The sequence below is a fragment of the Sutcliffiella horikoshii genome (genome assembly GCF_019931755.1).
GTDB lineage: Bacteria > Bacillota > Bacilli > Bacillales > Bacillaceae_I > Sutcliffiella_A > Sutcliffiella_A horikoshii_E.
In genome coordinates this window covers 3,117,272-3,137,362 of sequence record NZ_CP082918.1, presented here as the reverse complement: position 1 = coordinate 3,137,362, position 20,091 = coordinate 3,117,272, and the positions used below count along the sequence as shown (strand labels likewise).

At 39.0% G+C, this 20,091-nt stretch carries 20 protein-coding genes and 1 other annotated feature; of the genes, 12 read left to right on the top strand and 8 right to left on the bottom strand.

What is annotated here, in order from left to right:
* Positions 1 to 121: 121 nt before the first annotated feature.
* Positions 122 to 1,351 (bottom strand): helix-turn-helix domain-containing protein, encoded by a 1,230-nt coding sequence (locus tag K7887_RS16130; protein ID WP_223490555.1) that lies wholly within the window; start codon positions 1,349 to 1,351, stop codon positions 122 to 124.
* 218 nt (positions 1,352 to 1,569) lie between these two features.
* Between K7887_RS16130 and K7887_RS16125 the strand changes: the two genes are divergently transcribed.
* The 4 genes from K7887_RS16125 (at position 1,570) to K7887_RS16110 (ending at position 5,394) form a co-directional block, all read left to right on the top strand.
* A complete protein-coding gene (locus tag K7887_RS16125) occupies positions 1,570 to 2,856 on the top strand; it encodes a helix-turn-helix domain-containing protein (protein WP_223490553.1) in 1,287 nt (428 codons plus the stop codon).
* A gap of 217 nt (positions 2,857 to 3,073) precedes the next feature.
* A complete protein-coding gene (locus tag K7887_RS16120) occupies positions 3,074 to 4,510 on the top strand; it encodes a spore germination protein (RefSeq protein ID WP_223490551.1) in 1,437 nt (478 codons plus the stop codon).
* 225 nt (positions 4,511 to 4,735) lie between these two features.
* A complete protein-coding gene (locus K7887_RS16115; RefSeq protein WP_223490549.1) occupies positions 4,736 to 5,026 on the top strand; it encodes an RNA polymerase alpha subunit C-terminal domain-containing protein in 291 nt (96 codons plus the stop codon).
* Positions 5,027 to 5,160: 134 nt separating this feature from the next.
* Positions 5,161 to 5,394 (top strand): DUF6440 family protein, encoded by a 234-nt coding sequence (locus tag K7887_RS16110; RefSeq protein ID WP_223490547.1) that lies wholly within the window; start codon positions 5,161 to 5,163, stop codon positions 5,392 to 5,394.
* A 64-nt stretch (positions 5,395 to 5,458) separates the two neighbouring features.
* Here the strand turns inward: K7887_RS16110 and K7887_RS16105 are convergent, their stop codons facing one another.
* From K7887_RS16105 to nagA, 4 genes are read right to left on the bottom strand one after another with little or no spacing between them, the layout of a single operon-like run.
* Positions 5,459 to 6,193, bottom strand: coding sequence for a sugar isomerase domain-containing protein (locus tag K7887_RS16105; protein WP_223490545.1), 735 nt, complete (start codon positions 6,191 to 6,193; stop codon positions 5,459 to 5,461).
* A 15-nt stretch (positions 6,194 to 6,208) separates the two neighbouring features.
* On the bottom strand, positions 6,209 to 6,937 hold the full coding sequence (locus K7887_RS16100; RefSeq protein WP_223490543.1) for a GntR family transcriptional regulator: 729 nt from the start codon (positions 6,935 to 6,937) through the stop codon (positions 6,209 to 6,211).
* A gap of 19 nt (positions 6,938 to 6,956) precedes the next feature.
* On the bottom strand, positions 6,957 to 7,694 hold the full coding sequence (gene nagB / locus K7887_RS16095) for a glucosamine-6-phosphate deaminase (RefSeq protein WP_223490541.1): 738 nt from the start codon (positions 7,692 to 7,694) through the stop codon (positions 6,957 to 6,959).
* A gap of 6 nt (positions 7,695 to 7,700) precedes the next feature.
* Complete coding sequence (nagA, locus tag K7887_RS16090) at positions 7,701 to 8,891, bottom strand: N-acetylglucosamine-6-phosphate deacetylase (protein ID WP_223490539.1); 1,191 nt, start codon at positions 8,889 to 8,891, stop codon at positions 7,701 to 7,703.
* A 201-nt stretch (positions 8,892 to 9,092) separates the two neighbouring features.
* On the opposite strand from nagA, the gene nagE reads away from it, so the two are divergent.
* Genes nagE through K7887_RS16075 form a run of 3 tightly spaced genes read left to right on the top strand, consistent with a single transcriptional unit; the run spans position 9,093 to position 10,897 of the window.
* A complete protein-coding gene (nagE, locus tag K7887_RS16085) occupies positions 9,093 to 10,448 on the top strand; it encodes an N-acetylglucosamine-specific PTS transporter subunit IIBC (protein WP_223490537.1) in 1,356 nt (451 codons plus the stop codon).
* Positions 10,449 to 10,460: 12 nt separating this feature from the next.
* On the top strand, positions 10,461 to 10,664 hold the full coding sequence (locus tag K7887_RS16080) for a hypothetical protein (protein ID WP_223490535.1): 204 nt from the start codon (positions 10,461 to 10,463) through the stop codon (positions 10,662 to 10,664).
* 20 nt (positions 10,665 to 10,684) lie between these two features.
* Positions 10,685 to 10,897 (top strand): DUF6440 family protein, encoded by a 213-nt coding sequence (locus K7887_RS16075; RefSeq protein WP_223490533.1) that lies wholly within the window; start codon positions 10,685 to 10,687, stop codon positions 10,895 to 10,897.
* A gap of 76 nt (positions 10,898 to 10,973) precedes the next feature.
* Here the strand turns inward: K7887_RS16075 and K7887_RS16070 are convergent, their stop codons facing one another.
* Complete coding sequence (locus tag K7887_RS16070; RefSeq protein WP_060664827.1) at positions 10,974 to 11,366, bottom strand: hypothetical protein; 393 nt, start codon at positions 11,364 to 11,366, stop codon at positions 10,974 to 10,976.
* A gap of 114 nt (positions 11,367 to 11,480) precedes the next feature.
* On the opposite strand from K7887_RS16070, the gene K7887_RS16065 reads away from it, so the two are divergent.
* Together K7887_RS16065 and K7887_RS16060 are read left to right on the top strand one after the other, a co-directional pair.
* Entirely contained in the window at positions 11,481 to 11,969 is a 489-nt protein-coding gene (locus tag K7887_RS16065; protein ID WP_223490531.1) for a dUTP diphosphatase, read from the top strand.
* Positions 11,970 to 12,041: 72 nt separating this feature from the next.
* The gene (locus tag K7887_RS16060) at positions 12,042 to 13,127 is read left to right on the top strand and encodes a M42 family metallopeptidase (protein ID WP_148965736.1); all 1,086 of its coding nucleotides are present in this window, start codon (positions 12,042 to 12,044) and stop codon (positions 13,125 to 13,127) included.
* Positions 13,128 to 13,367: 240 nt separating this feature from the next.
* On the opposite strand, the gene sspI is transcribed toward K7887_RS16060, so the two are convergent.
* Positions 13,368 to 13,574, bottom strand: a complete 207-nt coding sequence (gene sspI, locus K7887_RS16055) for a small acid-soluble spore protein SspI (protein WP_010195705.1) — start codon at positions 13,572 to 13,574, stop codon at positions 13,368 to 13,370.
* 118 nt (positions 13,575 to 13,692) lie between these two features.
* Here sspI and K7887_RS16050 point away from each other — a divergent pair, with 118 nt between their 5' ends.
* The 3 genes from K7887_RS16050 (at position 13,693) to pheT (ending at position 18,441) form a co-directional block, all read left to right on the top strand.
* The gene (locus K7887_RS16050; RefSeq protein ID WP_223490529.1) at positions 13,693 to 14,451 is read left to right on the top strand and encodes a TrmH family RNA methyltransferase; all 759 of its coding nucleotides are present in this window, start codon (positions 13,693 to 13,695) and stop codon (positions 14,449 to 14,451) included.
* Positions 14,452 to 14,502: 51 nt separating this feature from the next.
* Positions 14,503 to 14,747 (top strand) — a binding site (T-box leader).
* 230 nt (positions 14,748 to 14,977) lie between these two features.
* On the top strand, positions 14,978 to 16,012 hold the full coding sequence (gene pheS / locus K7887_RS16045) for a phenylalanine--tRNA ligase subunit alpha (RefSeq protein ID WP_223490528.1): 1,035 nt from the start codon (positions 14,978 to 14,980) through the stop codon (positions 16,010 to 16,012).
* A 14-nt stretch (positions 16,013 to 16,026) separates the two neighbouring features.
* The gene (pheT, locus tag K7887_RS16040) at positions 16,027 to 18,441 is read left to right on the top strand and encodes a phenylalanine--tRNA ligase subunit beta (protein ID WP_223490526.1); all 2,415 of its coding nucleotides are present in this window, start codon (positions 16,027 to 16,029) and stop codon (positions 18,439 to 18,441) included.
* A 622-nt stretch (positions 18,442 to 19,063) separates the two neighbouring features.
* Here pheT and rnhC read toward each other — a convergent pair.
* Entirely contained in the window at positions 19,064 to 20,020 is a 957-nt protein-coding gene (rnhC, locus tag K7887_RS16035) for a ribonuclease HIII (RefSeq protein ID WP_223490524.1), read from the bottom strand.
* Positions 20,021 to 20,091 lie beyond the last annotated feature (71 nt).

The window sequence follows — 20,091 nt, the reverse complement described above, 5'->3', positions numbered from 1 at the left end:
CTCTTGGTCACCCAACGGAAAGCGAAGCCATTTGCGGAAATCAACAGCGGTGCCGAATAAAACCTAAAATAAAGTACTTTTCAGTGGCCGCCATTTATTTAGCGAACATACTTTACATTCTTTAACCATTATTAATTAATAAATCCGCAAGTTTTAGAGCATCGTCGATTTGGCGGGTTTTTAAATGATAGTTAAAAAGTTCCTTTTCATACTGCTTTACTATAGTTACATAACCACATTTTTTATAGTAAGGTAAGGCTTTAGTACTTAAGAAATGATAGTATTCCGTATGTTGGTTGTTGATCCGAAGGAGAAGAAGCTGTAGATTTATTGAATGTAGACCCTGGTTAATCTCTCTTGCAATCACTAATCCTTCGTTTCCAAGCTTTTCTAATTTATCTTTTGATAGAATACTTCCTTCAAAGCAACACAGTATGAAAGCCTCCAAAGAAATTAAGTACTCAGCTGATTTTTTTTCTTTTAATAACATAGATTTATGAAACAACCGACTAGATGCTTTATAATCTTTTCTACAATAATGCTCCTCTGCTAAGTTATGAAGAACCTTTGCCTTTTTATCATGGGCATGGCAAAGGTCACAGATTTGGATTAAAGCTTCATACTGCTCGACTATTTTTTGAAAATCACGTTGTCCCTCACCTTCCCTAGTTATTAGCATAATCATTTCTGCATCTATACCCCTTAAGTAATTATTGGTTTTGAGGAAAAATTGCAAAGATAGTTCTGCATAGTAATAAGCCATTATCTTTGAATTCACTGCAAGATAAGCGGTTGATAATGTTAGATAATACTCTGGATTATTATAATCATCACTGTTAATCGATCGTAAAATATTGACTGCCTTTATCATATCTTTATTAGCGAGGTAATACATCCCTAATATGTGCTTTAGTAGATTACTCTCATATGGTGGCAACTTTCTTTGAGCTTTTTGTATATTTTTTATGATTATGTCTGCTTCTATTAAATTATTACGTAGAAGGTGATATCTCGCTCTAAGTAAATCATAAAGAATTTGATATTCACTGATTTTGATTAGTTCTTCTTTATCTAGTTCTTCTTTTATTGTTTCAATAACTTCGGACCGTTGCATGATGATAGCATCATGCCAACGAGCGAGAATTTTCTTTAAGTTATGAAAACGGCTTAGCTCCTCTTCGATATTTATTCCAAGTCGTTTAGATAGCAGGAATGTAACCTCTGGGGAATATTCTGTCATCCCACGTTCGATTTTACTTACATGAGTGTCAGAACAAATGCCATCCCCAAGTTGCTGTTGTGTTAATTTAGCTTTCTTGCGAAAATATTTGATTATTCTTCCTTCATGCATGATAATTTCTCCCCTACCAAAGTTAGTTTCTAAGTATATTCAAAAGTATTTAAAAAAATGGTATTTTTTGAAGTATGAAAATTTGCTTCGTGCACCTTTAATAACCTTATTCTTTTCATTATAATTAGATTTGATAGAATATTATTTTTGAAAAATTCTATCAAATTTTTATAATGAAATATGTTAATCTCATCATAAGAATAGGGTGAATATGAATTATGAATGTTGTACTTTTTCAAGAGATACAAAAATATATGCAATGGAAAGAATGGAATAAAACGGAGCTTTCGAAAAATTCCGGGATCCATATAAGTGAAATAAGTCGTATTCTCAATCATAGACAGCCACTTTCTTTGCAAAATTTAGATGCCATTACAAGTGCTTTCGGACTAGCTGAAGGTACACTCTATTCACACTATATAGAAGAATGCTTGAACGAAGGAAACCGTATCGATAAGCGCCGAAGTACTCAGTTCTTATATAAGTGCGCAGCCAAAGGGCATATAAAGCATTGTAATGATTTATTAAGTTTTATGTTGGAAGAAAATTCGAAAACAATTAGAAAGAAAAACTTACTATACATCTTTTCAGTGGCGGAAAAGCTTTTTCATGAAGGTAAAGAAAAGCAAGCACTACCTCTTTATGAGGTAATTATTGATAATGAGTTGGATCGCTTCTCTGAAAAAATATCGGTTAGCTATTTTCGGAAGTTTTATATCGTAAGAATGACAGATGAGGGCCAGCATGCACTAACTCATTTACTAGATCAACTGGCAAATATGCCAATTGAAAATAGGAAGGAAGCATTCATGTGGATCATGGCAGATTACTATCGGCGTGAAGATTGGAGCCAGGTACTGAATTACGCTGAAAAATTAGAGAAATTGGCATCTGAAGGCGAGTACTATGGGCGGGCTCTAATGTATAAGAGCTTTGCTTTGACTAGATTAGGGGCCTCGCTTGAAGAAGTGCTAGATCTTATAAAGCAGTATGCCCATATAAACGGTTTTTTTGCGGATACATCAGTTGGTAATAGATATGTTGCCCTATTGGACTTTGGACACTCAGAATATGTTGATGAATATCTCTCTTGGCTTGAGGGGAGAGAAGATTTGTATGTGGGTTTGCCTAGATTATTAGAGACGTATGTTCGATTAGATCGGATAGATGATGCTAAAGGGTTAATAAAAAAATATAAACATATTATTGATGATATGGCTGTAAGTAAGGAACCTTGGTTAAAAGAAAAAATGTATTTAGATTTTCGCTATGCTTATGCTTTGTTTCAATGTAAATGCAGTCAATTTGAAGAGGGTATGATAGTTCTTTTAGAGGTGGCGGAATTATCTAATAGGATAGGAAATATGGAGCGATTTAAAAAATGTCTGTTAGCGTTTTGGCAGTATAGAATCTATGCTACTTCGGAGCATGAAGAGAAATATATCAAATTATTGAGAACAGAGAACAGACATAAGGAATATAAACTAGAAAAAGTAGAGTGTTAAAGGGAACAGCAGGAAGGAAAAACCAATGAGGTGTTCTCCTTCCTGCTGTGTTTAATTTCGATTTACCACCATTCCTCCCAATAACCTCTGGCAGATGAATATGAAAAATTTTTAGAATAAGGATTGACACTCACTTTTTTGTCAAATAGTAAAAGGAATAAAGAAATAATCTCCTCACATAATAAGTCTAAATTCTTTAGCCTTGAGGAGACTTATAGTGAAAAATATTCAAAAAAAACTTGATGATAATATACAATATATACAGTACTTATTTAATCAAACATCTGATTTAGTTGTGAGAAACTTAAAGTTTGGAAATGAAAAATCAGAGAATGCTGCCATTTTGTATATTGATGGCATTATTGATACAAAAATAATTCAGGACGTTGTAATTAAGCCAATCCTTTATTTTGAAGAAACAGTGGAAGTGAAAAACAATTTAATTAATTTAGTCAGTGAAGTTATTGAATCGGTTAATGTAAAAACAAATTCTGAATTTCAAGATATAGTAGATGCAATAGTTAACGGAAAAACTGCTATTCTAATTGAAGGCCATGACATTGGAATAATAGTCGATACTCCTATGTGGAATGAGCGAAGTATTGAAGAAGCCCACGGTGAACGTATACCTGTAGGACCTACGATTGGTTTAACAGAAAAACTCAAGTCAAATATAAATATTTTACGTTCCATTATTAAATCTCCAATGCTATGCGTAGAAAATACGGAAATGGGACTTATTTCCAAGACGAAAGTATCCATCATTTATATGAATGGGATTGTGGAAAAAGGTGTATTAGAGAAAGTTCAATCTCGTTTAAGTAATCTATCCGTAAAATACATTTTAGAAGCAAGAATTATAGACGAGGTAATTGAAGGGCAGAAAAGTATCTTTAATTTAAATAAAACAACAGAACGGCCAGATGTTCTTGCTTCCGCGTTGTATGAAGGAAAGGTGGGGGTTATTGTAGATGGTACTCCTTTTGCTATTATTACACCGTCACTATTTATCGACGCTTTTCAAACACCAGATGATTATTACTTTAAAGCAGGCCGATTTACAACCAGAATCATTCGATTAATGGGTTTTTTCTTATCAGTGTATCTACCTGCAATATATGTCACATTAGAAAAATTCCATCAAGATGAGTACTCCAAAAAAATAGTAAAATCCTTGTTCTCAGATGGTGAGTTATTACCAGCCTTTTGGGAAATGTTATTTTTAATTATATTATTAAAAATGCTTACAGACGCTTCTTTTAGAATTCCTAAAAGTGCCATCATTCTTATATCGTTAGTTGCTACAATTGTTATTGGTGAAACTGCTGTGACAGCAAAAATTATTCATCCTGCAAGTTTAATCACCATAGGAATTACATTTTTAGCAAGTTTTCTTATTGTTTACAGAGGATTAGCTGATTCAATGGCGACACTTCGTTTCATCTTTTTGCTAATTGCTGTTTTTTGGGGGTTTTCTGGTTTAATTGTGGGCACGACAATTCTGATATTGTATATGACAAACCTCAAGTCTGCAGGTGTTCCCTATCTTACTCCACTAATTCCCTTTAGATACGAAGAATTAAAAGATACGCTCTATAGAGGTGATTTAAAAACCTTAATTAATAGCAAGCACTCATACCCAGAGGATAACTAGTTATTAATAGAAAGAACAAACTCTCTGAGCGAGGTACGGCCTTGTTTGCTCTTAAAGTGAAAATTTAAAACGCCGGTTTCTTCATATAGCTAAAGAGGAGGACATAACATATTGTTTACTTGACTGTTGCATTCAAATAAGAAATATAAGTTATTGGACTTTTATAGAGTAGTTGATATTATGGACAAGGTGTTGCACATATAGAATTTGTTTGGAGGGTTTATTTTGACATCTGAAAAAAAATTAAGGGTTTGTGAAAAAGGTCATAAGTTTTACAAAAGCAGTGATTGTCAAAGTTGTCCTACCTGTGATAAAGAGAATAAACCTGAAAGTGGCTTCCTATCCAAACTAAGTTCACCTGCAAGAAATGCCTTAGTGCATGAAGGGATTGATACTTTACAAAAACTTTCAAAGTATACCGAAAAAGAAATTTTAAAAATCCATGGTATTGGACCTGCTTCCTTTCCAATTATGAGAACTTCATTAAAAGAAGAAGGATTATCATTTAAAAAATAAACATTATTTCTTCCAACTTAAACAAGTTTGTGAAATGATGTACTTTCAACTAACGATTGGAATAGTAGAAGTAGAGTGATTTTAGGATCAAGAAAATATGTTAGTTATTCCACTTTATTTATAAGGAGTGGTAAATGATGTTCAATAAAAAAGATAAAAAAGATAAAAATGATGATAAACGTTTTGATGAAAAGTTGGTACAAACTTCTCAACAAGGTAGCCTAATATCTATATGGATTGATCGTCAAACTGGTGTTAATTATTTATACACATGGAGTGCGCAAGGGTGCGCACTCACCCCTTTATTAGACGAGAATGGGAAAGTAATAGTGACGCAGATAGGAGAAGCTAATTTTCAGAACTGTTAAATGGAAAAGAGCCGGATCATGATAGCCCGGCTCTTTTCCTATTGCACACGAAGTGGTAGTACTTTTAAAAGAATTCAATTCTCTTTCCATACTTATTTATCAATTGGTTATTGTGCTCCTCAGAACCGTCAACATTCCCACTTTTAAATATAGGAATCTCCATTCCTTTTTTAATAAGAAGTTCAACGGAATTAACAATTATTTGATTCAGGATGGCTACATTTATGATAGTGGATCCTGGTCCTATACTATTGGTTGAATGATGATTATGTAAAGTTATCAAGGCATCTCCTACAGGGATAAGATTATCAAGAGCGATATCAGCTGCAGCCGCTAAATGTAAACCGGTAGAATGACGAGAAGAAAGGGTGTGGTAGGCATGAGATGATATAGTCACGACCCTCAGTCCCATTTTTTTCCCATACTGTGCAACATCTATCGGAACAGGGTTTCTTCCAGATGTGGAGACAACCAATAAAACATCATTTGGTTGGAATGGTTGTGAGGGGAGAAAGGTTTGTGCGAACAAGGGATCTTTCTCGAAATCAGAGGAACGTAGAGCCCCCTTATGCAGCATGAGATCTTCCACAAATAAAGGTCTGATTGGGACAATTCCACCAGCTCTATAAAATACTTCTTCGGCGATCATGTGGGAGTGGCCGCATCCAAAAACATGTAGTATACCTTCATTTCCAAAGCAGTCAGCAAGGAGAGAGGATGACTGCTCTATCTCCATATTGTTTTTTTTCTCCACTTTTGTCAGGAGCTGTTGAACAGCTGATAAATAACTCGTATCCATGATACCTCTCCCTTACTATTCGAATCTCTTCATTTTGATGTAGAATTTATATCGGTCACCCCTATAGTGGGATTTTACTAGTTCCAGAGGAGTCCCGTTTTGTAGAAAAGTGTTTCGCTTAATGTATAACATTGGATAATCTTTATTAATTTTTAAAAGTTTGGCATCTTCACTGGAAGCTTGTATGGATTCAATCATCTGTTCTGCATGGGCAATTTCAAGGTTCAGCTTCTCTTCGATATAAGCATAGATGGAAGTGTTTACGACTTCTTCCGTTAGTCCTTTGACTAAATTGGCAGAGAGGTAATTTGTCTCAAGTGCCATCGGTTCACCATCAGCTAAACGTATCCTTTTGATCTCATATACAGGTGCATGTTCCTTGATATGAAGTTCCTCAGCTATATTAATGGAGGCTGGTACTATTTCAAAATGAATCAATTCACTTGTAGGGTTCATCCCTCGTTTTTTCATATCCTCTGTAAAGGAGGTCAAGCCTTGAAGTGGCTGTTCGATTTTTTTATTTGCAACAAAAGTGCCGCTTCCTTTTTTACGATAGAGAAGCCCTTCGGTTACCAGTGAATTAATGGCTTGCCTGACGGTCATCCTGCTTATTCCGTAAGCTTTGGCATATTCTCTCTCTGAAGGTATAGTATCTCCAGGAACAAGATTTCCTGAGTTAATTTGATCCTTAATGAATGATTCTAGCTGGTAATAAAATGGTATGGGGGAACTTTTATCTATCATTTACCCTGTTTATCTCCTTTCAAGCAATAATGTTGGAGTTTTGAAGAACCGTATTGTCTGCAATAATTCTAACACAAGGATGCTTTTTTAGGATAGATGCAGGAAAGAAGTCTGAAAGGCTGCCATTCATCAGTTGTTCATAAGCTTTGCCTTTGTTTTTTCCAGAAACTAAAAGTAGTATTTCTTTCGCATTCATAATGGAATCTATACCCATTGTGATAGCGTGAGAGGGAACATCTTCCATCGTTTCAAAAAAACGTGCATTCGCTTTTCTAGTCGATTCTGTAAGTTTTACAACATGAGTTCTGCTGTCAAAACGGGTTCCAGGTTCATTAAAACCAATATGTCCATTTTCTCCTAAACCTAAGATTTGGATATCTATAGGACCTTTGTTATGGAGTTTCTGTTCATAATTTCTGCATTCTATTTCGAGGTCTTCTGCTTTTCCGTTCGGAATATGAGTATTTTCTATACTGATGTTGATATGTTTGAACAAGTTTCTATTCATATATTCGTAATAACTGTTCAAATCATTTTTATCTAAACCAACATATTCATCCAGATTAAAAGTAGTTATACCTTGATAGGAGGTACCGTTTTCCTTATAGTCTTTTATCAAAAATTTGTAGAGTTTTGTTGGTGTGCTTCCTGTTGCCATTCCAATTACAAGGTTAGGATTCTGTTTAACTTTTTTAATAATAATTTCAGCAGCTACTTGACTTAGGTCATCATAAGTATTAGCGGTGATAATATCCATTTGGGCCTACTCTCCTCTATAAACTAATTGACCCTTACAAAAGGTCATCTTGACTTCGCAATTTTGATTCATGATTACAATATCAGCATCTTTACCAACTTCGATACTTCCTTTTCTTTCCCAAACATTGAGTCTTTTTGCAGGGGTAGTAGAAGCCATTTTAACGGCTTCTACTAGTGTACAGCCTGTGAATTTTTTCATATTTCTTAATGCTTCATTCATTTTTAGAACACTTCCTGCAAGTGTGCCATTTTCAAGTAGTGCAGTATTGTTTGCCACTGAGACTTTTTGGCCACCCAATTCATATTCTCCATCTTCCAACCACTTTGCTCTCATGGAATCTGTTATTAAAAGAATTCTATCTGCTCCCTTGGCAAGATAGGTTGCTTTTACGACTGCAGGATGAACGTGAATACCGTCAGCTATCATTTCGACAAACAGGTCATCATGGGCAAGTCCAGCACCTACAACACCTGGTTCACGATGGTGGCTGCCGCGCATCCCGTTGTAAAAATGTGTAACGTGTTCTGCACCTGCTTCCATAGCGACGAGCATTTCATCATAAACAGCATCAGAGTGTCCGATGGAAGTGATGACCTTATTTTTCGTTAAATGATGGACAAATTCTATTCCGTTAGGCTGCTCGGGTGCCATGGTAACCACTTTAATTTGGTTTCCGGACTCAACCTGCCAGCTTTCAAATAATTGGATATCTGGATTCACAATATGTTCTAATGGCTGTGCCCCTGCACGCTTTGGGGATATAAATGGACCCTCCAAATGTATTCCAAGCAATTCACTGCCTATTGAATCATTCTTCTCTTTTTTTAAATAGTTATTTACTGTGCGTAAGGCTGCTTCAATATCAGATCGCTCTTGCGTAATTGATGTTGCTAAATAGCTAGTTGTACCTTCCTGTGGCAATGTTGCTGCCATTGTTTTCAATGACTTTTCAGAAGCATCCATCGTGTCAGCTCCGTTTAAACCGTGTATATGGATGTCTATGAAGCCTGGGGCAGCATACAGATCGGAGGAAAATCGAATTTCCTGCAGATTTTCAGTGTTTTGATAGTGATCCATAACTCCGATTTCGAAAATTTTTCCTTCTTTAACTTTAATAAATCCAGTTTGTTGAATTGTTTTCTCTTTTATTAGATTGACGGAAAGCAGGGAATAACTATTTAAGAAAGTACTCATGTAAGTCTCCTTTCACGATTATTATATGTTAATTCTAACAGAATGATGTATAGTTGTATATACCACTTTTACTTTGTTGATTGTTTAGTATTATATAATATAAGTGTTCCCCGGAAATATTGGTATAGACAACTATTTGTGATATGTGCTAGTATTACTTCGTTGCAAGCACTTACAAAAGATTAAGGAGAATTGATAAAAATGATTGGTTTTTTACAAAAAATCGGAAAGTCACTAATGTTGCCGATTGCTGTGCTTCCCGCTGCAGCAATATTATTAAGAATTGGACAAGAGGACTTATTGAATATTGAGTTTATTGCAAACGCAGGGAACGCAGTGTTTGCTAATCTTGCGCTTTTATTTGCTATTGGGATAGCGATTGGTTTCGCCAAAGACAATAATGGATCTGCGGCCTTGGCTGCTGCAATAGGTTACCTAGTATTAGTAAGTGGTACCCAAGCAATTAATGAAGAGATTGATATGGCCATACTAGGAGGAATAATATCAGGGGTTGTAGCAGGATTGCTTTATAACAGATTTCATGATATTAAAATGCCTGATTGGCTTGGGTTTTTCGCCGGAAGACGTTTTGTTCCTATTATTACCGCTACTGTGATGGTAATCTTAGCGGGAATATTTGGAGTCATTTGGGCTCCAATCCAAGAATTAATTAACAACATCGGTCAGTGGATAATAGATGCAGGAGCAGTAGGAGTTGGTATCTTCGGATTCTTGAACCGTCTTCTCATTCCAATAGGCTTGCACCATGTACTCAATAGTTTAGTATGGTTTGTATTTGGAGAATATAATGGTGCAACTGGGGATTTAAATCGATTTTTTGCAGGTGACCCGACAGCTGGTATTTTTATGGCCGGTTTCTTCCCTGTCATGATGTTCGGTTTGCCTGCTGCAGCGCTAGCGATGGTTGCAACAGCAAAAAAACATCGCCGTAAAGCTGTATCGGGAATGCTGATTGGTATCGCCTTTACTTCATTTTTAACTGGTATTACAGAGCCGATTGAGTTTACTTTCATGTTCCTGGCTCCGTTTTTATATGTCATACATGCATTATTAACAGCAAGTTCCATGGTTATTGTTTACTTATTGGATATTAAGCATGGTTTCGGATTCTCTGCCGGTGCCATCGACTTTTTCCTGAATTGGGGGATAGCACAACAGCCGTTGTTACTTTTAATCATCGGTTTAACATATGGTGCAGTCTATTTCTTTGTTTTCTATTTTCTTATTAGGACATTTAATTTAAAAACACCAGGTCGGGAAGATGAAGAAGATATAATAGAAGAAAAAGGAACAGGTGAAGATAAATATTCTGTAATGGCTCGTAATTTTATTTATGATATTGGTGGTAAGGAAAATATTACTACTGTTGATTACTGTACAACAAGACTCAGATTAACGATCAAGGATATGAGTAAAGTACAAGAAAATTCTTTAAAACAACATGGTGCCAAAGGGGTTATAAAAGTAAACCAAACAAACCTGCAAGTAATTGTTGGAACAGATGTTCAATTTGTAGGGGATAAAATGAAAGGATAAGACCAGTCTAGTATGGCTGGTTTTTTTATTACCATCTCCACTGAAAATGAGACTGTGACAGTATTGGCCAGGATGGATGAAGGGGCAGGTTTTCAGGGGGGACTTTCCCTCATTGAAACAGATGGCTGGCTTCTGACAAATCAGCTGGGCTCCACTTTCGCTTTTACCAGAAGAGACGAACATGCAATAATATTTATCAATGTGAAATTAGATTAAGTATTTATAAGGAGTGGTAAATGATGTTCAATAAAAAAGATAAAAATGATGATAAACGTTTTGATGAAAAGTTGGTACAAACTTCTCAACAGGGTAGCCTAATATCTATATGGGTTGATCGTCAAACAGGTGTTAATTATTTATACACATGGAGTGCGCAAGGGTGCGCACTCACCCCTTTATTAGACGAGAATGGTAAAGTAATTGTGGCACAGATAGGAGAAACTAATTAATAATTGTAGGTGCAATCCTTCATTTAAGAAGGATTGCTTTTTAAGGTTAAAAGAAAGAGGTTAACGCCACTAAGCATTAACCTCTTTCATCTTTTAAAAACTCTTTTATGGGACTTTTCCAATCAATCAAAGCATCCGGGTATTGCTTTCGTACCTCTTTTTGAATAAATTCAAAGTCATGCTTTTTCAATCCTTGCAACTTTTCGGGATTCTTCGGCCAGATGAAAATGGAAATGACCTCGAACGCTCTGTCAGTGGTCCCCAAATATTTTTCCCCTTCAAACATGACCCCTTTATAGGTCAGGAGAAAATTCTTCCTTACATTGCTTTTTTGATCAAGAAGGTAGAAATTCTTCTGTTCATGCGCAATCTCCAGCTTCCTTTTAGGATTCAGGAGGTACTTAAAAATGGAATAAATAATAAAAGCAAAAAGTGCAAGTAAAGCAAGACGAATGAGAATCATAAACATATTTGCTACTCCTTCGCAAAAATACAGATTGTGTTATAAAATACCTTATATACGGGTGTAGGTATCATAAGGTTTCATTTTTTTATAAAATTTTTAAAAAAGAAGGCGATATTTTTGAATTTACGACGTTTATACGACATGCAAAGAGAGCTTGATACAAAAATCGAATCACAACACGGGTTGAGAAAAGAGGATTTGGTTGACGAAAAAGTATTGGCTTTGCTTGTAGAGCTTGGTGAATTGGCGAATGAAACTCGCTGCTTTAAATTCTGGAGTGTGAAGCCTCCTGCTGAACGCGGAGTCATTCTTGAAGAGTATGTGGACGGGGTCCATTTTATACTATCCCTTGGATTGACCTTTGGGTACGGTCCCGAAGCTTCTAGAGGGCTTGCGGAGGAGGCAGCCTCGCTAACAGAGCAATTCAATAGAGTTTATCAGATAGTCTCTATTTTTAAAGACGATTTGTCTGAAGAAAATTATTATCTATTACTGGATTCCTATATTCAATTAGGTGAAATGCTTGGATTTGAGTGGGCGGAAGTAGAGCAGGCATACTTGGAAAAGAACCAGGTGAATCACGAAAGACAACAGCAAGGTTACTAATCCTTTTTACATTAGTAAGAGTTTTCTGTATAATAATTGTTGGATTGATATTTATTAAGGGGGTCGAAATACATGACAAAGCTAGATGAAACATTAACAATGTTGAAAGATCTAACAGATGCCAAGGGTATTCCAGGCAACGAAAAAGAACCACGCGACGTAATGAAAAAATACATAACGCCATTCGCTGATGAAGTATTCACAGACGGATTGGGAAGCTTAATCGCTAAAAAAGTCGGTAAAGCAGACGGACCAAAAGTAATGGTAGCAGGTCACTTGGACGAAGTGGGCTTCATGATTACACATATCGATGACCGCGGATTCTTACGTTTCCAAACGGTTGGCGGCTGGTGGTCCCAAGTAATGCTGGCACAACGCGTAACAATCGTAACTTCTAAAGGAGACGTTACAGGTGTGATCGGTTCTAAGCCACCACACATCCTGCCTCCAGAAGCACGCAAAAAACCGGTAGACATCAAAGACATGTTCATTGATATCGGTGCATCCAGCCGTGAAGAAGCACAAGAATGGGGAGTTCGCCCTGGCGACCAAGTTGTTCCTTACTTCGAATTCACAGTCATGAACAACGAAAAAATGCTTCTAGCAAAAGCTTGGGATAACCGTATCGGCTGCGCCATCGCGATTGATGTGTTGAAACAGTTGAAGGGTGCTGACCATCCAAACGTGGTGTACGGAGTAGGTACTGTACAGGAGGAAGTTGGCTTGCGTGGTGCAAAAACGTCTGCAAACCTGATCCAACCTGACATCGGATTCGGTGTAGACGTAGGAATTGCAGGAGATACTCCAGGAGTTACAGAAAAAGAAGCTCTAAGCAAAATGGGGAAAGGCCCGCAAATCATCCTTTATGATGCATCCATGGTCTCCCACAAAGGTTTACGCGATTTCGTTACAGGTGTAGCCGACGAAATGGAAATTCCATATCAGTTCGACTCTGTTGCAGGAGGCGGAACAGATTCCGGCGCGATTCACCTGACAGCTCAAGGTGTACCTGCACTGTCCATTACCATCGCAACACGCTACATCCACTCTCACGCAGCAATGTTGCACCGCGATGACTACGAAAACGCGGTGAAATTGATTGCAGAAGTGATCAAGAAGTTGGATGCGGATACTGTAAGTAGATTGACGTTTGATTGATAGTTTTGGAAGGTCCGCCGCTCACGTTTTGTGGGCGGTTTTTTCTTGTTTGAGGACTGGCAAGGTCAATGAAGACCTCTGTTGGATGAAAAAGCAAGGAGAGAGGTCTTGATGGAGGGTATGAAGACCTCTGTCAGGTGAAAATCCATGGAGAGAGGTCTTAATAAAAAGATGATATGCTCACTTTTAAGTAGACAGATTAAAAAAACAGCCCCTCAAAGGAGCTGCCTTAATCCAATACTATTTCAGTCCATCCTCTAAAGTTGAGAGCATTTCAGCTTTGTCCTGCTCAGAAGAATTCTCCCAAATTACTTCAAACAACACGCCTAAACCTGGAAGCATTTTTTCTTCGCCTTTATTGATGGCATCTAAGATTGTCTCTCTAAGCTGGTCTTGAGAATTTCCTTCCACATTCTGACGGATCGCATGACGTAAATTTAAATTCATCCTTATCACCTCGTAGGAAAAATAGTATCAACACATATCATGTCCAATAGATAGTTTAATTATGTGTCCAAAATGCGTATAATAGCAGTATTGAGTAGCGGAAAAGGAGAAACAAGCATTGAAACATATAGAATCCGTAAAGAATAATAAAGTGAAGCAGTGGAAAAAACTGCAGAAAAAGAAAGAACGTGAACAATCCGGAACATTTATCATTGAAGGGTTTCACTTGGTGGAAGAGGCACTGAAAGTGGACAACCTTGTGGAAGAAATCATCATTTCTGAAGACCGATCCATCCCAAAAGAATGGGATCTGAACCATGTGGAACTAATTTATGCCGTTCCGAATGTGCTAAAGGAAATAAGTGAAACAGAAACGCCTCAGGGAGTAGCAGCGATTTGCCGCATTCAAGAAGAAAATGAATACCTAATACAACCTAACCAAAAAATTCTTTTGCTCGATAATGTTCAAGACCCGGGAAATGTGGGCACAATGATAAGAACAGCGGACGCTGCCGGTATGGACATGGTTATTTTAGGAGAAGGGTGCGCTGATCTTTACAGCTCCAAAGTGATTCGCTCCACACAAGGATCGATTTTTCACCTGCCAATACTTAGAGGCGAACTCAAAAGCTACATCAAGCAGTGTAAAGAACTAAACACACCTGTTTACGGAACCTCCTTACAAAACGGTGTACCATTTCAAGAAGTTCAACCATCCAATACTTTCGCGCTGATTCTTGGCAATGAAGGAAAAGGAATGGCCCAGGAACATCTGGACATGACAGACCGGAATCTATACATCCCGATTCATGGTCAGAGCGAATCGTTGAATGTCGGCGTTGCAGCCGGAATTTTAATGTATTATTTACGTGGATAGAGTTGCATCCGGCACGTGTTTTCAATATAATATAACAATAGTTACATACTGAACAAAGCAATGAGAGAGGCAAGTAGCTCATTTCAGACCTTACCAGGGAAAAGGTGCCGCAGACTGAAAGCATCTTAAAGGAAGAATGAGTGAATATTTCACCTCTTGAGTGACACTTGGACCAGCAGCGAAAAAGCGATGCTGTAAAGGTGGACCGGTTAGATAGCCGTTATCTGGAACAGAGCGAACAAAGAGTGTTTTTCTTTTGTTAACTAGGGTGGTACCGCGAATATCTCGTCCCTTTTTGAGGGGCGAGTTTTTTTGTTTTTTTATAGGCTCTGTTAAACGCCGCTGTTGATTTACGCACTGGGCTTCGCTTTCCGAGGGGCGGTGCTTGAGCCTCCTCACTCCGTTGCGGGGTCTCAACCTACCGCTACCTCCCTCCGGAGTCTCCGCCCTGTGCTCCAATCAACAGCTGGAAATCTTAACACCCTAATCATTTGCACATTCAAAAATGAACCAAGGAGGAATAGATGTGGAACAACGATTGAAGGAATTAGAGACGCTTGCCATTGAGCAGGTAGAACAAGCACAAGACTTGAAGCAACTGAATGAAGTCCGTGTGGCGTACCTTGGAAAAAAAGGTCCGATTACGGAAATTTTAAAAGGAATGGGTAAGCTTTCAGCAGAAGAGCGTCCGAAAATGGGAGCACTGGCTAACGTCGTTCGTGGAAATGTTGCTGAGAAAATTGAAGCGAAACAAGCTGAGCTTGAAAAAGCAGAGGTAGCGAAGAAGCTTGCATCTGAAACGATTGATGTAACATTACCTGGCCGTCCGGCACCAACTGGTAATCCTCATCCCCTGACAAAAGTCATTGAAGAAATCGAAGACCTGTTCTTAGGGATGGGCTACACAATCACAGAAGGACCAGAAGTGGAAACAGATTACTACAACTTTGAAGCATTAAACCTACCGAAGGATCATCCAGCACGAGATATGCAGGATTCTTTCTACATTACAGATGAGGTGCTTTTAAGAACGCAAACTTCACCTGTTCAAGCAAGAACGATGGAAGCGAATAAGGAAAAGGGACCTATCAAAATCATCTGTCCTGGTAAAGTGTATCGCCGTGATGATGACGATGCGACTCACTCCCACCAGTTCACACAGATTGAAGGACTTGTGATTGACGAGAACATCAGCATGAGCGACCTTAAGGGTACGCTTGAAACATTTGCGAAAAAGATGTTCGGTGAAGACCGTGAAATCCGTCTCCGTCCTAGCTTCTTCCCGTTCACAGAGCCGTCTGTTGAGATTGACGTGACATGTGCGAAATGTGGAGGTAAAGGTTGCAGCATGTGTAAAGGAACTGGCTGGATTGAAATTCTTGGAGCTGGTATGGTTCATCCGCGCGTGCTTGAAATGTCCGGATATGATCCGAAAAAATATCAAGGATTTGCTTTTGGAATGGGACCTGAGCGTATTGCAATGCTTCGTTACGGCATTGACGATATCCGCCATTTCTACACGAACGATCAACGTTTTGTGAAGCAATTCAATCGAGTTTAAGAGGAGGGGAAACCATGTTAGTATCTTACAATTGGTTAAAAGATTACGTAAATATAGATGATATTTCTGCTGAAGATTTGGCAGAGAAGATTACAAGAAGCGGTATTGAAGTAGAAGGCGTGGAAGTGCTGAACGACGGTATTAAAGGTGTCGTGGTCGGTCACGTTTTAGAAAAGGAACAACATCCAAATGCGGATAAATTGAACAAATGCCAAGTGGACCTTGGAAACGGAGAGACTGTACAAATTGTCTGTGGAGCTAAGAATGTAGACAAAGGACAGAAAGTGGCAGTGGCAACAGTTGGGGCAGTGCTTCCTGGTAATTTTAAAATAAAGCGTGCTAAGCTTCGTGGCGAAGAATCCAATGGAATGATTTGTTCTCTGCAGGAATTAGGTATCGGTTCTAAGCTTGTTGCCAAAGAATTTTCTGAAGGAATTTTCGTATTCCCGAATGATGTGGAAGTTGGTACAGATGCATTAGAATACTTAAACCGCAATGACAAAGTGATGGAGCTTGGTCTTACACCAAACCGTTCTGATGCATTAAGCATGCTTGGTGTGGCTTATGAAGTTGGCGCAATCCTTGGGCGTGATGTAAAATGGCCATCTACTGAATATGAAGCAAACAGCGAAGAAGCTTCTGACTATATTTCCGTAAATGTGGACGCTTCTGAAGACAACCCGTTATATGTAGCGAAAGTAGTGAAAAACGTGAAGATCGGTCCGTCACCGCTTTGGATGCAAGCTCGTCTGATGGCAGCGGGTATCCGCCCACACAACAATGTGGTCGACATCACGAACTACATTTTACTAGAATACGGTCAACCACTGCATGCGTTCGATTATGATCGCCTTGGCAGCAAAGAAATCCTTGTACGCCGTGCCCGCAAGGATGAGAAAATAACAACGCTTGATGATGCAGAACGTACGTTAACAGAAGACCACCTTGTGATCACAAATGGCTCAGAGCCTGTTGCGCTTGCCGGTGTAATGGGTGGAGCAAATTCAGAAGTTCAATCTGACACAACGACTATCCTATTGGAGTCCGCATACTTTAACGGAGTTACTGTAAGAAAAGCTTCTAAAGACCACGGTCTTCGTAGTGAAGCAAGTGCCCGCTATGAAAAAGGAATCGATCCGAACCGTACACATGAAGCGGCAGAAAGAGCAGTTGCTCTTATGGCAGAATATGCTGGCGGTGAAGTGGTCGGCGGTTCTGTCGAAGTGAACACATTAAAAGTAGAACCAGCAGTTGTGACTACTACTGTAGAAAAGATTAATTCTGTTTTAGGTACTTCCATCACCGCTGCGGAAGTAAAAGATATTTTCACAAAGCTGCAATTTGAAGTTTCAGAAGATAATGGGAGTTTCACAGTAACCGTACCTACTCGTCGTGGGGATATCACGATTGAAGAGGATCTTGTAGAGGAAGTGGCTCGTCTTTACGGATACGACAATATTCCAACGACATTGCCTGTAAGTGCTGCAACACCTGGCGTGTTGACTGCCTATCAAGCGAAGCGTCGTAAAGTTCGCCGTTACCTTGAGGGTGCAGGTTTGATTCAAAATATCACCTACTCCCTGACAAGCGTTGAGCGCGCGAAGCAATTCGCCCTTGAAGATGGAAAAGCGATTCGCCTTGCGATGCCGATGAGTGAAGAAAGAAGTACGCTGCGACTAAGCTTAGTTCCGCACCTTCTAGAAGCGCTTCAGCACAATATCGCTCGTTCCTTGCAAGCAAATGCTGTTTATGAAATTGGTTCTGTTTTCATTGGAAAAGATGGCGAAGTGTTACCAGAAGAAAAAGAGCGACTTGCTGGTGCCTTAACAGGTCTATGGCAGCAACATCCATGGCAGGGAGAGAAAAAAGCGGTTGATTTCTTTGTAGCAAAAGGAATCTTAGAAGGCGTGTTCTCTATGCTTGGAGTGAGTGAAACGATCACTTACACTCGCTCTGAAAAAGACGGTTTGCACCCAGGACGTACTGCGGAAATCTTACTGAACGGAGAAAGCATCGGATTCATTGGTCAACTTCATCCAGAGAAATTAAATGAATTAGACCTGCCAGAAACATATGTATTCGAGCTTTCCTTAACAGCACTTCTTGGAGAAAGTATCGGAGAAATCCAATACGAAGCAATTCCACGCTTCCCATCGATCAGCCGCGATATCGCGCTTGTAGTGGATCGTGAAACTCCAGCAGGTGAACTAGAAGCAGTCATCAAGACGACAGGTGGCTCCTTACTAAAAGAAGTACAGGTATTTGACGTGTACGAGGGCGACAAAATCGACTCATCGAAAAAATCAGTCGCTTTTGCCTTACGTTACTACCACCCAGAACACACACTAACGGACGAAGAAGTAACAAAAGTCCACACAAAAGTGCTTCAAGCAGTCGAAGAAAAATTCGAAGCTGTATTAAGAAGCTAATATAGATGAAAAAGGGATTCCAGCCGGGATCCCTTTTTTCTGGTTTAACTGAAAATGCAAACCCCTAGTTGATCGCAGTGAAAGGCGCGCAGACTTCCGCGGGAGGAAGGGACAGGGGAGACCCCGCAGGCTTGCCGAGGAGGCTCCCGGACCGCCCGCAGAAAAGCGAAGCGCCTGTAACGGAAATCAACCGTTAATGCAAAAACTAGGTATTTCGAAGGATTTATAAGAACGTGTGTTCTGTTTTTCTGATAGAATGGTATAATAGAGTGGACAGTATAATAGGAACGGGTGGTGCGGTGAATCCCTGTGGAGAACGGGGGTGACCGTATGAGCGACATGCAGCTTTTCCTCACATCAGGACTATTCCTCTTTGCGTTTGTAAATCTAGTAATCGTGCTAATAAAAGAAATGACAAAAAAATAACCCACCCGTGACTTCTAATTCGCTGTTAGGCAGTCGGGTGAGTTACTTATTACGTTCGACTCCACAGTAGCCGTGCTTCTGCGGAACTTATACTGTTAAGTCAAAGTGCGTCCAACACTTTGGCTTCTTCAATCATGTGTATACACAAATTATAGCACAAGACAACCAACTGTAAACGAACTTTCCATTGGTAAAGTTATCTGACCAGCTTTTTTGCCTTCAACGTGTTGGCAAAATGCACTTTCGCCACTTTGTTCAAAAATTCTTCTCCATGCTTTTCAATCACCCTTGCAGCCGCAGAATCCACTTTTGAACCCGCACCTTTTGGTATCGTGATACCTGCAAGTTCGCTAAGCTTATCCATCTCTTTCAAGAAAGAATACCTCGCAATGATGGACGCAGCTGCCACTGATAGATGAAGGCCTTCTGCTTTTGTATGAAAATAAACATTTTCACGGACAATATTCTTCTGTTGAGCCACATGGCGATAGTAGATCCCAGATTCCGCAAACTGGTCAATCAATATGGCATCAGGTTTCTCTGGAGCGATCTTATCTAAAACATGTTGCAAGGCTTTATTATGCAGCAAAGCCTTGATTTTCCCCTGACTCATTCCACTCTGTTGCAGTTCATTATATTTTTCATTATGTAAAACTAATAGGCTGTAAGGAACATGCGGCAAGATTGCTTTGGCAATTCGTACAATCTTTTCATCATTCAATGCCTTTGAATCTTGAACACCCAGATCTTTCAACTTAGCCATATGCTCTTTTTTTACATAAGCGGCACAAACAGTAATCGGACCAAAATAATCTCCTGTCCCTACTTCATCAGATCCGATGACAGAAAGGGACGCAAAGCCGGCAGGCAGGGAGGATTTCACTTTGTTTCCTGATGATGAAACGGTGGTCGCCTTCTTGCCGGATTTAGATGGAGCATCGGTTGCTCCGAAGCCCTTCCAAATGTTCGCTTCCTCTTCGGCCCCTTTTCCTTGGAACAACACTTTTCCCGACTTGTATGCCGTAATATTGCAAGTGGGAGATTTTGCGACAAAAACAGCCCCTGTTGGAAGTTTATCTATCTTATGATCCTTATAGAAACTTTCAATTTTGTTTAAAATAGTTCCAGATACCTGGATGACTTGATATGACAATTAATTCACTCCTACTACAAATTTTTACATTTTTCCATGTTTCTTTTCCACTTTAGAAAGTTTCGTGGTAT